We start from the raw sequence: 14,005 nt of genomic DNA on the forward strand, positions 1-14,005 counted from the left end.
CAGCCGGAGCCGGGGGAGAATGTCCAGCCCGTCCGGCGTTTGAGGACGAGCTCGTCCGGCGTTTGAGGACGAGCTCGGCGAAGCCGTGATCGACGGTCCGCAAGGCCGGGCCCGCCCATCAGGCATCCTTGAAGCACGACTCACGTTCAGGGAGGACCGCGGCGATGAGCACCGGCACGGAACAGCGCCCCCGCTCGAAAAGAGCCGACGCGCGCCGCAACTACGACCGGCTCCTCGCGGAGGCCCGCGCCGCCTTCGGGGAACACGGCACAAGCGCCTCGCTGGAAGACATCGCCCGCCATGCGAACGTAGGCATCGGCACCCTCTACCGCCACTTCCCCAACCGGCACGCCCTGATGAGCGCCGTCTTCGAAGAGGCCGTCAGCGATCTCCTGGACCGCTCCCGCGCGCTGCTCGAAGATCCGCAGCCCTGCTCGGCCCTGGTGACCTGGCTGCGCGCCATCATCACTCATGCGGGTGAGTACCGCGGGCTCTCCCGCGCCCTCATGTCGGCGTCGCACGACGACAGTTCGGCACTCTCCCGATGCAGCAGGCCGATGCGCGAGGCGGGCACGGCCCTGCTCGTGCGGGCCCAGCGGGCAGGTGCCGTACGCCCCGGAGTCTCGATCAGCGACCTGATGCAGCTGACCAACGCGATCGCGCTGGCCGCCGAAGAGACCCCCGACGAACCGGAGTTGGCGGACCGTCTGCTGATGCTGACCCTGCGCGGCCTGAAGCCCGAAGGATCGGCACCCGACGAGTGCGGTCCCGCACCGGACGAGCCGGGCCCCGGCCCGGCGGCCGGTTCAGCGACGGCGTAGATCCGCCACCCGCGCGGCCCGCTCCCCGGGCTGCTGCTCCCCGAGCACCGCACTGCGCAACTGTGCCCCGGGGCCCCCGTGGTTACGGCGCTGGCCCGGCAGTGGCACGTCCCGGCGCGACTGCCGCGCCGGGACGGAATCCACCCCGGGTCCGGAGTTGGGGCTCGCCGACCCTCCCGCGACCGCGATCTGCACACCCTGATCGGCGAGGGCCTGCAGCTCGGTGGCCGCACGGTCGTCGTGCGTGGGCGGTTCGTCCGTGACCAGGCGGGTGATGACGTCCGTCGGCACCGTCTGGAACATCGTGTCGGTGCCGAGCTTGGTGTGGTCGGCGAGGACCACGACCTCGGCGGCCGCCTGGACGAGCGCACGGTCCACGCTCGCCGAGAGCATGTTGGACGTGGAGAGCCCGCGTTCGGCGGTCAGACCACTGCCCGACAGGAAGGCGCGCGAGACCCGCAGGCCCTGCAGGGACTGTTCGGCCCCGCTGCCCACGAGCGCGTAGTTGGAACCGCGCAGGGTGCCGCCGGTCATGACGACCTCGACGCGGTTGGCGTGGGCCAAGGCCTGTGCCACCAGAAGGGAGTTGGTGACGACGGTCAGACCGGGTACCCGCGCGAGCCGTCGGGCCAGCTCCTGCGTGGTCGTACCCGCCCCGACGACGATGGCTTCGCCTTCTTCGACGAGTCCCGCCGCGAGATCGGCGATGGCCGTCTTCTCGGCGGTCGCGAGATGTGATTTCTGCGGAAAGCCGGACTCCCGCGTGAATCCGCCCGGCAATACCGCACCGCCATGTCTGCGGTCGAGGAGTCCTTCTGCCTCCAGCGCGCGCACGTCCCGCCGTACGGTCACTTCGGAGGTCTGGACGACGCGGGCGAGCTCCCGGAGCGATACAGCTCCGTTGGCCCGCACCATTTCGAGGATCAATTGGCGACGTTCTGCAGCGAACACGAAACTGACAGTAACCCCAACGACCGTCTGCTTTCAGCAGTTTGCGCCGAATTACAGAAGTTGTTCGCACGGTTGGGTGGGAAGTGGTATACGCGCCTACGCCCACCGCCTATGCCGGGCGAATGGGCGACAACAGGCTGTGACCTGCGCGGAGTTGATACCCCGCGCGCACCCCGATCAGTCGGCGTTCAACGGACGATCAGTCCGCGATCAGGCTTCGCCCGCCGACTTCCGCGTGTGAAGTTGACGCGCGACCTCGGCGATCGAGCCCGAAAGGGATGGATACACGGTGAAGGCATTCGCGATCTGCTCGACCGTCAGATTGTTGTCGACCGCGATCGAGATGGGGTGGATCAGTTCCGAAGCGCGCGGCGCGACGACCACACCGCCCACCACGATGCCCGTACCGGGACGGCAGAAGATCTTGACGAAGCCGTCACGGATGCCCTGCATCTTCGCGCGCGGGTTGCGCAGGAGCGGCAGCTTGACGACGCGGGCGTCGATCTTGCCGCCGTCGACGTCGGACTGGCTGTAGCCGACGGTCGCGATCTCGGGGTCGGTGAAGACGTTCGACGACACGGTCTTCAGGTTCAGCGGCTGCACCGCGTCGCCCAGGAAGTGGTACATCGCGATGCGGCCCTGCATGGCGGCCACGGAGGCGAGCGCGAAGATCCCGGTCACGTCGCCGGCGGCGTACACGCCGGGCGCGGAGGTGCGCGAGACCTTGTCGGTCCAGATGTGCCCGGAGTCCTTGAGCTTGACCCCGGCCTCCTCCAGGCCCATGCCGCTGCTGTTCGGGATGGCGCCCACGGCCATCAGACAGTGCGTACCGGAAATGACGCGGCCGTCGTTGAGCGTGACCTCCACGCGGTCGCCCACGCGCTTGGCGGAGGCGGCGCGCGAGCGCGACATGACGTTCATGCCGCGGCGGCGGAAGACGTCCTCCAGGACGGCGGCGGCGTCCGGGTCCTCGCCGGGCAGCACGCGGTCACGGCTCGACACGAGCGTGACGTTCGAACCGAGCGCCTGATAGGCACCGGCGAACTCGGCACCGGTGACACCGGATCCGACCACGATGAGCTCCTCGGGGAGCTCGTCCAGGTCGTACACCTGCGTCCAGTTGAGGATCCGCTCGCCGTCGGGCAGCGCGTCGGGGACCTCGCGGGGGTGACCGCCGGTGGCGATGAGGACGGCGTCGGCGACGAGCGTCTCTTCGGTCCCGTCGGCCGCGCGCACGACGACCTTGCGCGAGCCGTCGGTGTCCTGCTGCCCCTCCAGGCGGCCGCGGCCGCGCAGCACGCGGGCGCCGGCACGCGTGACGGAGGCGGTGATGTCGTGGGACTGCGCGAGCGCGAGGCGCTTCACACGGCGGTTGACCTTGCCGAGGTCGACGCCGACGACGCGCGCGGGGGTGTCGATGTGCGGAGTGTCGTCCGCGACGATGATGCCGAGCTCCTCATAAGAGGAGTCGAAGCTGGTCATCACCTCGGCCGTGGCGATCAGAGTCTTGGACGGGACACAGTCGGTGAGCACCGACGCCCCGCCCAGACCGTCGCAATCGACGACGGTCACCTCCGCGCCGAGCTGGGCGGCAACGAGTGCCGCCTCGTATCCGCCGGGTCCGCCGCCAATGATCACGATCCGAGTCACGTACTCCATTGTCCCGCACGCTTCAAGGTGCTTCGCCCCGGGGGCTCCATCCGGGCCCTTCTCCCTACAAGAAGGGCACTTCCGTTACCGGAGGGACGCACGCGTCGCCTGCCGTACCCTCGACCACATGTCGCTCTACGCCGCGTACGCCGGCAATCTGGATCCGCGGCTCATGTCACGCCGCGCCCCGCACTCGCCGCTGCGCCAGACGGGCTGGCTGAACGGATGGCGGCTGACCTTCGGCGGCGAGCACATGGGGTGGGAGGGCGCGCTCGCCACCATCGTCGAGGCACCGCGCTCGCAGGTCTTCGTGACGCTGTACGACATCGCCCCCATGGACGAGGACTCCCTCGACCGGTGGGAGGGCGTGGGGCTCGACATCTACCGCCGGATGCGCGTGCGGGTGCACACGCTGGACGGTGAGGAACCCGCCTGGGTGTACGTCCTCAATGGTTACGAGGGCGGTCTGCCGTCCGCGCGCTACCTGGGGGAGCTGGCCGACGCGGCGGAGACCGCGGGGGCGCCGCACGACTATGTGATGGAGCTGCGGAAGCGGCCTTGCTAGGTCCGCTTCCGCCCTGCCGGGGCCTCTCGTCGGAAACGACAAGACAACGATCCGAATCCCGTGAGCATCGTCATCTACGCGCGTAGGGCGTGAGCGGCTACTCTCGTCCGCGTGAACGCTTCAGTTATTCCGGACGACATCCAGGGCGACCCCTACGCCGCCGCCGACGCCGCCGCCGCGCGCCTGCGTGAGCTGACGGGCGCCGAGACCCACGACGTAGCCCTTGTGATGGGCTCCGGCTGGGCGCCGGCCGTTGACGCGCTCGGCGTGCCCGACGCCGAGTTCCCCGTCACCGAGCTGCCCGGCTTCCCGCCGCCGGCCGTGGAGGGCCACGGGGGCCGCATCCGCTCCTTCACGATCGGCGACAAGCGCGCCCTGGTCTTCCTGGGCCGCACCCACTACTACGAGGGCCGCGGCGTGGCCTCCGTCGCGCACGGCGTGCGGACGGCCGTGGCCGCGGGCTGCAAGACGATCGTGCTGACGAACGGCTGCGGCGGCCTGCGCGAGGGCATGCGCCCCGGTCAGCCGGTCCTGATCAGCGATCACCTCAACCTGACGGCCACGTCGCCGATCGTCGGCGCGAACTTCGTGGACCTCACGGACCTGTACTCCCCGCGCCTTCGCACCCTCTGCAAGGAGATCGACCCCACCCTCGAAGAGGGCGTCTACGCGCAGTTCCCCGGCCCGCACTACGAGACTCCGGCGGAGATCCGCATGGCCCGCACGATCGGTGCGGACCTGGTGGGCATGTCGACGGTCCTCGAGGCGATCGCCGCGCGCGAGGCGGGTGCGGAGGTGCTCGGCATCTCCCTGGTCACGAACCTCGCCGCGGGCATGACGGGCGAGCCCCTGAACCACGAGGAGGTCCTCCAGGCGGGCCGCGACAGCGCTACCCGCATGGGGGAGCTGCTGGGTCAGGTTCTGGGCCGCATCTAGCTTTTCCCTGGCGGGGCGCCTTGCCTGGCGGGGCGCCTTGCCTGTCCGTTCCCCGCAGTGGCGTCGGCGGACAGGCCTTTCCCGCTCACCCGCCCGATGACCCCGGAGCGGCGGGGTAAGGCCCCGCCCAATAGGCGTACCCGGCGGACAGGAAAGCCCCCGCGGGGGTCCGCCGGGTAGGAGTATCCGGACCCCCGCCACAGAACTCCGCATACGAGAGGCTGACGTCACGTGCTTGACGACTCTGAACTCATCGCGCGGGCCCAGGCCTGGCTGGCCGAGGACCCGGACCCCGACACCCGCGACGAGCTCGCCAAGCTCATCGACAGCGGGGACACCGAAGAGCTGACCGCCCGCTTCGGCGGCACGCTCCAGTTCGGTACCGCCGGCCTCCGCGGCGAGCTCGGCGCGGGCCCCATGCGCATGAACCGCTCCGTGGTCATCCGCGCCGCCGCGGGCCTCGCCGCGTACCTCAAGTCGAAGAACCAGACCGACGGCCCCGTGGTGATCGGTTACGACGCGCGCTACAAGTCGGAGGACTTCGCGCGCGACACGGCAGCCGTCATGACCGGCGCCGGGCTCAAGGCGGCGGTGCTTCCCCGCCCGCTCCCCACCCCCGTACTCGCCTTCGCCATAAGGCACCTCGGCGCCGTCGCGGGCGTGGAGGTGACGGCGAGCCACAACCCGCCGCGCGACAACGGCTACAAGGTCTACCTCGGCGACGGCTCCCAGATCGTCCCGCCCGCGGACGCGGAGATCGCGGCGCAGATCGACGCGATCGCCTCGCTGCACGACGTACCGCGCCCGGAGACCGGCTGGGAGACCCTCGCGGACGACGTCCTGAACGCCTATCTGGCCCGCACGGACGCCGTCCTGGCCCCCGGCTCCCCCCGCACGGCGCGCACGGTCTACACGGCGATGCACGGCGTCGGCAAGGACACCCTCATCGCGGCTTTCGACCGGGCAGGGTTCCCCGCCCCGGACCTCGTCGCCGAACAGGCGGAGCCCGACCCGGACTTCCCCACGGTCGCGTTCCCCAACCCGGAGGAGCCGGGCGCGATGGACCTCTCCTTCGCGAAGGCCCGCGAGGTGGACCCGGACCTGATCATCGCCAACGACCCGGACGCGGACCGCTGCGCGGCAGCGGTCAAGGACACCACGGAAGGCCGCACGGACTGGCGCATGCTCCGGGGCGACGAAGTGGGCGCGCTCCTCGCGGCCCACCTCGTGCGCCGGGGCGCTCGCGGCACGTTCGCCGAGTCGATCGTGTCCTCGTCGCTCCTGGGCCGGATCGCGGAGAAGGCGGGTCTCGGGTACGAGGAGACCCTCACCGGCTTCAAGTGGATCGCCCGCGTGGAGGGCCTGCGCTACGGCTACGAAGAGGCCCTCGGCTACTGCGTGGACCCCGAAGGCGTACGCGACAAGGACGGCATCACCGCGGCGCTCCTGCTCACGGAGCTGGCGTCCGAGCTGAAGGAGCAGGGGCGCACGCTGCTCGACCTCCTGGACGACCTGGCCGTGGAGCACGGTCTGCACGCCACCGACCAGTTGTCGGTCCGCGTGGAGGACCTCTCCCTGATCGCGGACGCGATGCGCCGCCTGCGCGAGCAGCCGCCGACCTCGCTCGCGGGCCTGCCCGTGACGAAGGCCGAGGACCTGACGCAGGGCACGGACAAGCTGCCGCCCACGGACGGCCTGCGCTACACGCTCGACGGGGCCCGCGTCATCGTGCGCCCGAGCGGCACGGAGCCGAAGCTGAAGTGCTACCTGGAGGTGGTGGTCCCGGTGGCGGCGAAGGCCGAGCTTGCCGCCGCCCGCACGAAGGCGGCGGACCTCCTCGCGGCGATCAAGCGCGACCTGTCCGCGGCAGCGGGCATCTAGGGCCGACCGAGGCGGGCGGGTGGGCCGCTGTCCCACTCGCCCGAACGGAGCCGGACCTGAGTTCACGGCCCGGGACAGCAGCCCGCGGGCCACCCGGGGCAGCTGAGCCAGGCCTCCCAAGCGCGCGCCCAACGCGGAGCCGCCGCGCCACCCGTCCGAGTGGTTCCGGCGGTGCGGCTGCCGCAGTGGTCCGGTGCGTCGCCGGTCTCCCGGGGAGGGTGACCGGCAGCGCACGATCACGTTCCGGGAGCTGCCGCAGTGCCGTACGGACCGACCCCGCAGACCTCGACCGCCTCGACCCCCACACAGGGCGCCGGCCCCGAGCCCCGGATCGTCTCCCCGACCCGAGGCCGCCCCCGCACTCCACCGGGCCGCTCCCCGGGCCGCGCCGCCCGCGCCCTGCGCCGCGCGTCGCCCGCACTCCTCGCGTACGCCGCCGTACGCCTCTTCGGCACCCTGGTCTTCGCCCTCTGGGCACGCAGCGAGCACCGAAGCGTCTGGCACCTCCTGGCGGAGTCGTGGGACTGCGACTGGTACCTGACGATCGCCGGGGACGGTTACGCGAACACGCTGGGCACCCGGATCGACGCGAACAACCTCGCCTTCTTCCCCCTGCACCCGCTACTCATCAGGGCGGGCAGCGTGATCGTCCCGGAGCCGCGCGGGGCCGTGGGGCTCGCGGTCTCCGTAGGCTGCTCGTTCCTCGCGGCGTGGGGGATCTTCGCGGTGGGCGACCGCCTGTACGGGCGCAGGACCGGCGTCCTGCTCGCCGCCCTCTGGGGTTCGCTCCCCGTCGCTCTCGTGCAGTGGATGGGCTACACGGAGTCGCTCTTCACGGCACTCACCGCGTGGGCGCTGTACGCCGTGCTCACCGGCCGCTGGATCTGGGCGGGCACGCTGGCCGCCCTCGCGGGCCTGACCCGCCCCACAGGGATCGCGCTCGCGGCGGCCGTCTCCCTGACGGCACTTCTCGCGCTGTGGCGCTCGCGCGACGGAGGGGGCGGCAAGCGCCGCGTACGCATGCTCCTGGGCGCCGCGCTCGCACCGCTCGGCTGGCTCTCGTACGTCGGCTGGGTGGGGTTCCGGCTCGGCCGCTGGGACGGCTACTTCGCCGTACAGAAGCTGTGGCGCAACGAATGGGACGGCGGGGTGGCGACCCTGCGGACGATGTACGACCTGCTCGCGGTGCAGCGGCCGCAGCTGTTCCTGACGATGGTGACCGCCACGCTGCTCGCGTCGGCGGCACTGTTCGTCCTGTCGGTGGCCGACCGGCAGCCGCTGCCGCTGCTTGTCTTCACGGGACTGCTGCTCCTGATCGTGCTCGGCAGCAAGGGGGTGTACTTCCCCCGGGCGCGCTTCCTGCTCCCCGGCTTCCCGCTGCTGCTGCCGCTCGCGGCGGCGCTGGCCCGCGCGCGGACGCATGTCGCCGTGACGGTGACGGTGGCCGCCGCCGTGACGTCGGCGGCGTTCGGGGGCCACATGCTCCTCGCGTGGATGGGCCCGCCGTAGGCCCGGCGCCCAGGGGCCTAGCCGACGGCCAGCACCACCGCGAGCAGCACCGCACCGGCCACGGCGGGCGCGAGGATCTCGTAGCCCCAGCGCACCACGGGCTCGCCCTGCGCGGACTCCGCTGAGGCCCGCTGCTCGGACAGGTCGCGCAGGTCGTCCATGATCTGGTCGCCGGCGGCGCGCGGGGAGGACGACTGACCGGGCCTCAGCGAAGCACGGAGACCCGGGCCGCCGACGCTCGGGTCACCGGCGGCCGCACCCTGCGCACTTCGCCTCGCGGCCTTCTTGCGGCCGCGCAGGGAGACCGGGATGGCCCAGAGCTGGTACTTGGTGCCTGACCGGGTGAGGACCTCGTTCGAGTACCCGGAGCGCAGGGTCGCGACGGACGCCCAGGGCAGCGTGATCGTCCGGAAGGGGTTGCGGATGCGCAGCCGGTCGTCGTTGACGTACACGGCGGGGCGCACGGTGTAGGCGACGACGAGCGGCACCGCCAGGAGCAGCCCGGCGAGCGCGAGCCACGGGGTGCGGCCCTCCCCCCGGATCATCGCGTCGATGCCCAGCCAGCCGCCGAGGGCGAGCAGCAGGACGCCTCCGGCGATACCGCCGGACGACCGGTAGGTCCGGTCCTTGTACTCGGGCTCCGCCTGGGGATGCTGGGGCTCACTCATGGGTTGATTCTGCCTGAGCGCTTCGCTGCGGGGTGAGCGGGTGGGCGGGCGCGACATCGCCGCCGCGAAGCGGCGGCCTTGAAGCGCCCTCTGTACAGCCGCTACGCGCGTAGATATGCTCCCCTCGTGACCATGCCCACTGCACCCGCAACCCCACACGCACAGGCGCACGCACTCGCCGACGCCACCGCGTCGGACCGCACCCTGCGCCGCTTCCTCCACGGGCTGCCCGGCGTCGACACGGTCGGCCTCGAGGCGCGCGCCGCAGCGCTCGGCACCCGTTCGATCAAGAGCACGGCGAAGGCGTACGCCATCGATCTCGCCATCTCGATGATCGACCTGACGACGTTGGAGGGCGCCGACACCCCGGGCAAGGTCCGGGCGCTCGGCGCGAAGGCCGTGAACCCGGATCCGACCGACCGCGGCACCCCGAAGACCGCCGCGGTCTGCGTCTATCCGGACATGGTGGCCACCGCCAAGGAGGCCGTCGGCGACAGCGGAGTGAAGGTCGCGTCCGTCGCGACCGCCTTCCCCGCGGGCCGCGCCGCCATCGACGTGAAGCTCGGTGACGTCCGCGAGGCCGTCGCGGCGGGTGCCGACGAGATCGACATGGTCATCGACCGCGGCGCCTTCCTCGCGGGTGACTACATGACGGTGTTCGAGCAGATCCGCGCCGTGAAGGAAGCGTCCGGCGCGGCCCGGCTCAAGGTCATCTTCGAGACCGGCGAGCTGTCCACGTACGACAACATCCGGCGTGCGAGCTGGATCGGCATGCTCGCGGGCGCGGACTTCATCAAGACGTCGACCGGCAAGGTCGGGGTCAACGCGACCCCCGCGAACACCCTCCTGATGCTGGAAGCCGTCCGCGACTTCCGCGAGCAGACCGGGGTACAGGTCGGGGTGAAGCCCGCGGGCGGCATCCGTACCTCCAAGGACGCGATCAAGTTCCTCGTCCTGGTGAACGAGACCGCGGGCGAGGACTGGCTGGACAACCACTGGTTCCGCTTCGGCGCCTCGTCGCTCCTCAACGACCTGCTGATGCAGCGCCAGAAGCTGGCCACGGGCCGCTACTCCGGCCCCGACTACGTGACGGTGGACTGACCCATGACTTCCACACCTTCGGCCTCCAAGGCTTTCGAGTACGCCCCCGCGCCGGAGTCCCGCTCCGTCGTCGACATCGCGCCTTCGTACGGCCTGTTCATCGACGGCGAGTTCGTGGAGGCGGCGGACGGCAAGGTCTTCAAGACCGTCTCGCCCTCCACCGAAGAGGTCCTCTCCGAAGTCGCGCAGGCATCCTCCGAAGACGTCGACCGCGCGGTGAAGGCCGCCCGCAAGGCCTTCGAGAAGTGGTCGGCTCTGCCGGGCGCCGAGCGCGCCAAGTACCTCTTCCGCATCGCGCGGATCATCCAGGAGCGCAGCCGCGAACTGGCCGTCCTGGAGACCCTCGACAACGGAAAGCCCATCAAGGAGACACGCGACGCCGACCTCCCGCTGGTCGCCGCGCACTTCTTCTACTACGCGGGCTGGGCCGACAAGCTCGACCACGCCGGGTACGGCGCGGACCCGAAGCCGCTCGGCGTCGCGGGCCAGGTCATCCCCTGGAACTTCCCGCTCCTGATGCTGGCGTGGAAGATCGCCCCGGCCCTGGCGACGGGCAACACGGTCGTCCTCAAGCCCGCCGAGACGACCCCCCTTTCCGCCCTGTTCTTCGCGGACATCTGCCGCCAGGCGGGCCTCCCCAAGGGCGTCGTCAACATCCTTCCCGGGTACGGCGACGCGGGCGCGGCCCTCACCGCGCACCCGGACGTGGACAAGGTCGCCTTCACCGGCTCGACCGCCGTCGGCAAGGCCATCGCGCGCCAGGTCGCGGGCACGGACAAGAAGGTCACGCTCGAACTGGGCGGCAAGGGCGCGAACATCGTCTTCGACGACGCCCCCATCGACCAGGCCGTCGAGGGCATCGTCACCGGCATCTTCTTCAACCAGGGCCAGGTCTGCTGCGCGGGCTCGCGCCTCCTCGTACAGGAGTCGGTCCAGGACGAGGTGCTCGACGCCCTCAAGCGGCGTCTGACCACCCTGCGCCTGGGCGACCCGCTGGACAAGAACACCGACATCGGCGCGATCAACTCCGCCGAGCAGCTCGCCCGCATCACCGCGCTCACCGAGACGGGCGAGGCGGAGGGCGCCGAGCGCTGGTCCGCCCCGTGCGAACTGCCCACGTCCGGCTACTGGTTCGCCCCGACGCTCTTCACGAACGTCACGCAGGCGCACACCGTCGCCCGCGACGAGATCTTCGGCCCGGTGCTCTCGGTGCTCACGTTCCGTACACCGGAAGAAGCCGTCGCCAAGGCCAACAACACCCAGTACGGCCTCTCCGCCGGCATCTGGACGGAGAAGGGCTCCCGCATCCTCGCGGTCGCCGAACGCCTGCGCGCGGGCGTCATCTGGGCCAACACGTTCAACAAGTTCGACCCGACCTCGCCCTTCGGCGGCTACAAGGAATCGGGTCACGGCCGCGAGGGCGGCCGCCACGGCCTGGAGGCTTACCTCGATGTCTGAGCAGCGTTTGAGCGTCTTCAAGACCTACAAGCTGTACGTCGGCGGGAAGTTCCCGCGTTCCGAGAGCGGCCGGGTGTACGAGGTGACGGACTCGAAGAACAAGTGGCTGGCCAACGCCCCGCTGTCGTCCCGCAAGGACGCCCGTGACGCGGTCGTGGCCGCGCGCAAGGCGCAGGGCGGCTGGGCGGGCAAGACGGCCTACCTGCGCGGGCAGATCCTCTACCGCGTCGCGGAGATGCTGGAGGGCCGCAAGGACCAGTTCGTCCGCGAGGTCGCCGAGGCGGAGGGCCTGTCCAAGTCCAAGGCCGCCGCGGTAGTGGACGCGGCCATCGACCGCTGGGTCTGGTACGCGGGCTGGACCGACAAGATCGCGCAGATCGTGGGCGGTGGAAACCCGGTAGCGGGCCCCTTCTTCAACCTCTCCTCGCCGGAGCCGACGGGCGTGGTGACGGTCGTCGCCCCGCAGAAGTCGTCGTTCCTGGGCCTGGTGTCGGTCATCGCCCCGGTGATCGCGACGGGCAACACGGCCGTGGTGATCGCCAGCGAGGACTCCCCGCTGCCCGCGCTCTCGCTGGGCGAGGTGCTCGCCACCTCGGACCTGCCGGGCGGCGTGGTCAACATCCTCTCGGGCCGTACGGCGGAGATCACCCCGTCGCTCGCCGCGCACCAGGACGTGAACGCGATCGACCTGGCGGGCGTCGAGGACGACGTACTGGCGAAGGAGCTGGAGATCGCCGCGGCGGACAACCTCAAGCGCGTCGTCCGTCCACAGGCTGTGGACTGGTCGGCGGATCCGGGCACGCACCGCCTGACGGCGTTCCTGGAGACCAAGACGGTCTGGCACCCGACGGGTTCGCTGGGCGCGTCCGGCTCCTCGTACTGAGGCAACCCAGGCCGCCTGAAGCCACCGGAAGCCACTCCGCACCACGAAGCCCCGGCCCTCCTCCGTCCAGGAGGACCGGGGCTTCGTCCGTTCATCGGCCGGGTCAGATGCCGAGCCGCGCCGCGATCCCGTCCAGGACGCAGTCGAGGCCCGTCTCGTACGTCCAGGTGGCGTCGTCCTTGCGGCGCGACCGCAGGCCGTAGCGCCGATAGGTGGGGTAGCGGCCGGTCTCCATCAGGTACGTCATCTGCGGCGCGAGGCCCATCCGGGTCTCGGCGCCGGACGACCAGCCCTCCGCCTGCGTCCAGTCCCGCAGGGCCACTTCGGACGAGGCCGCGCCGTGCGCGTAGGAGCTGACCGTGCGGAAGGCCACCATCATGGCGTCCTCGTCCAGTCCGAGGCCGTCGAGCGCCGCCAACTGCCGCTCGGCGATGGCCATCCGGCCCGGCGTGAGCACGAAGAGGGCCGTGGGCAGCTGACCCACCCACGGGTGGCGCAGCATCATCTCCCGGGTCAGCAGGGCGAAGGCCCGCAGCACCTCACGCCAGTGGGTCAGCTCTTCGGGAACGCGGTACTCGTCCGCCACCCGCTCGGCCATCAGCGCCCACAGGTCGTCCTTGCCCGAGACGTGCCGGTACGCGGCCATGGGCGCGACCCCCAGCTCCGTCGCGAGCCGCCGCATGGTGACGGCTGCGAAACCCTCCGCGTCGGCGACCTCCACCGCGACGGCCCCGATGCGCTCCAGGGACAGCGAGGCGCGGGGCGCGGCCGGCTGTTCCAGGCGCTCCCAGAGCGACTTGTCGGGCACCGCCGCCTTGCCGTCCTTCTTCTGGCCAGCCACAGCCGGGCTCCTCTCATCAGGACGTGAGCGTACAACGTATCCCTCAGTAGACGCCGTACACATTGCTGTGTACGTTGTACGCGTCGGGATACGCCGTACACATCACACACCGCACTCAGGGGGTCCCATGACCAGCACCGCAGCCCAGCCCCTCCGCCTGGCCGTCGTCGTCGGCAGCACCCGGGAGGGCCGGTTCGCGCCCGTCGTCACCCGGTGGCTGACCGGACACATCGCACAGCGCGACGACCTGACCGCCGACGTCGTCGACCTCGCCGAGACCCCGCTGCCGACCGTCTTCCCCGCCTTCGGCGGGCCGCCCGCGCCCGGCACCGAGGAGGCCCTCGCCCTGGTCTCGCCCCGCCTCGCGGCGGCCGACGCGTTCGTCTTCATCACGCCGGAGTACAACCACAGCTTCCCGGCGTCCCTGAAGAACGCCATCGACTGGCACAACGAGCAGTGGCACGCGAAGCCGGTCGCCTTCGTCTCCTACGGCGGCCTGTCCGGAGGCCTGCGCGCGGTGGAGCAACTCCGTGTCGTCATGGCCGAGTTGAACGCCACGACCATCCGCAACACGGTCAGCTTCCACAACGCCTGGGGCCAGTTCGGCGAGGACGGCACCGTCGAAGACCCCCAGGTCGACACGGCCGCCAAGGCACTGCTCGACCAGCTGACCTGGTGGGCGCATGCCCTGCGCGACGCCAAGTCCGTTCGCCCGTACGCAGCCTGACGTGACGTCACGAT

General features: G+C 71.0%; 13 protein-coding genes. 9 read left to right on the plus strand and 4 right to left on the minus strand.

Annotated elements, in window-relative coordinates:
- The first annotated feature begins 164 nt into the window (after nucleotides 1–164).
- Complete coding sequence (locus AC5P1C_RS15665; RefSeq protein ID WP_493866426.1) at nucleotides 165–821, plus strand: TetR/AcrR family transcriptional regulator; 657 nt, start codon at nucleotides 165–167, stop codon at nucleotides 819–821.
- Here AC5P1C_RS15665 and AC5P1C_RS15670 read toward each other — a convergent pair.
- Together AC5P1C_RS15670 and AC5P1C_RS15675 are read right to left on the minus strand one after the other, a co-directional pair.
- Entirely contained in the window at nucleotides 807–1,772 is a 966-nt protein-coding gene (locus AC5P1C_RS15670; protein ID WP_493866427.1) for a DeoR/GlpR family DNA-binding transcription regulator, read from the minus strand. The genes AC5P1C_RS15665 and AC5P1C_RS15670 overlap by 15 nt on opposite strands.
- A 210-nt stretch (nucleotides 1,773–1,982) precedes the next feature.
- The gene (locus AC5P1C_RS15675) at nucleotides 1,983–3,431 is read right to left on the minus strand and encodes an NAD(P)H-quinone dehydrogenase (protein WP_393473638.1); all 1,449 of its coding nucleotides are present in this window, start codon (nucleotides 3,429–3,431) and stop codon (nucleotides 1,983–1,985) included.
- Between the two features lie 118 nt (nucleotides 3,432–3,549).
- On the opposite strand from AC5P1C_RS15675, the gene AC5P1C_RS15680 reads away from it, so the two are divergent.
- The 4 genes from AC5P1C_RS15680 (at nucleotide 3,550) to AC5P1C_RS15695 (ending at nucleotide 8,313) form a co-directional block, all read left to right on the plus strand.
- The gene (locus AC5P1C_RS15680; protein ID WP_493866428.1) at nucleotides 3,550–3,987 is read left to right on the plus strand and encodes a gamma-glutamylcyclotransferase family protein; all 438 of its coding nucleotides are present in this window, start codon (nucleotides 3,550–3,552) and stop codon (nucleotides 3,985–3,987) included.
- A 111-nt stretch (nucleotides 3,988–4,098) separates the two neighbouring features.
- Complete coding sequence (locus tag AC5P1C_RS15685; RefSeq protein ID WP_493866429.1) at nucleotides 4,099–4,923, plus strand: purine-nucleoside phosphorylase; 825 nt, start codon at nucleotides 4,099–4,101, stop codon at nucleotides 4,921–4,923.
- Between the two features lie 231 nt (nucleotides 4,924–5,154).
- Nucleotides 5,155–6,804 carry a phospho-sugar mutase gene (locus tag AC5P1C_RS15690; protein WP_493866430.1) on the plus strand — a complete coding sequence of 550 codons (1,650 nt, stop codon included), beginning with the start codon at nucleotides 5,155–5,157 and terminating at the stop codon, nucleotides 6,802–6,804.
- A 258-nt stretch (nucleotides 6,805–7,062) separates the two neighbouring features.
- A complete protein-coding gene (locus AC5P1C_RS15695; RefSeq protein ID WP_493866431.1) occupies nucleotides 7,063–8,313 on the plus strand; it encodes a hypothetical protein in 1,251 nt (416 codons plus the stop codon).
- A 17-nt stretch (nucleotides 8,314–8,330) separates the two neighbouring features.
- Here AC5P1C_RS15695 and AC5P1C_RS15700 read toward each other — a convergent pair whose 3' ends face one another.
- Nucleotides 8,331–8,981 (minus strand): PH domain-containing protein, encoded by a 651-nt coding sequence (locus AC5P1C_RS15700; protein ID WP_493866432.1) that lies wholly within the window; start codon nucleotides 8,979–8,981, stop codon nucleotides 8,331–8,333.
- 132 nt (nucleotides 8,982–9,113) lie between these two features.
- Here AC5P1C_RS15700 and deoC point away from each other — a divergent pair, with 132 nt between their 5' ends.
- The 3 genes from deoC to AC5P1C_RS15715 are packed head-to-tail and all read left to right on the plus strand — an operon-like array spanning nucleotide 9,114 to nucleotide 12,423.
- Nucleotides 9,114–10,082, plus strand: a complete 969-nt coding sequence (deoC, locus tag AC5P1C_RS15705) for a deoxyribose-phosphate aldolase (RefSeq protein ID WP_493866612.1) — start codon at nucleotides 9,114–9,116, stop codon at nucleotides 10,080–10,082.
- Nucleotides 10,083–10,085: 3 nt separating this feature from the next.
- A complete protein-coding gene (locus AC5P1C_RS15710) occupies nucleotides 10,086–11,540 on the plus strand; it encodes an aldehyde dehydrogenase family protein (RefSeq protein ID WP_493866433.1) in 1,455 nt (484 codons plus the stop codon).
- Nucleotides 11,533–12,423 (plus strand): aldehyde dehydrogenase family protein, encoded by an 891-nt coding sequence (locus AC5P1C_RS15715; RefSeq protein ID WP_493866434.1) that lies wholly within the window; start codon nucleotides 11,533–11,535, stop codon nucleotides 12,421–12,423. The genes AC5P1C_RS15710 and AC5P1C_RS15715 overlap by 8 nt, the downstream gene beginning before the upstream one ends.
- Before the next feature lie 103 nt (nucleotides 12,424–12,526).
- On the opposite strand, the gene AC5P1C_RS15720 is transcribed toward AC5P1C_RS15715, so the two are convergent.
- The gene (locus AC5P1C_RS15720; RefSeq protein WP_493866435.1) at nucleotides 12,527–13,264 is read right to left on the minus strand and encodes a TetR/AcrR family transcriptional regulator; all 738 of its coding nucleotides are present in this window, start codon (nucleotides 13,262–13,264) and stop codon (nucleotides 12,527–12,529) included.
- A gap of 127 nt (nucleotides 13,265–13,391) precedes the next feature.
- Here AC5P1C_RS15720 and AC5P1C_RS15725 point away from each other — a divergent pair, with 127 nt between their 5' ends.
- On the plus strand, nucleotides 13,392–13,991 hold the full coding sequence (locus AC5P1C_RS15725; RefSeq protein ID WP_493866436.1) for an NADPH-dependent FMN reductase: 600 nt from the start codon (nucleotides 13,392–13,394) through the stop codon (nucleotides 13,989–13,991).
- The last annotated feature ends 14 nt before the right edge of the window (nucleotides 13,992–14,005 follow it).

This window comes from Streptomyces sp. A18 (assembly GCF_059026065.1).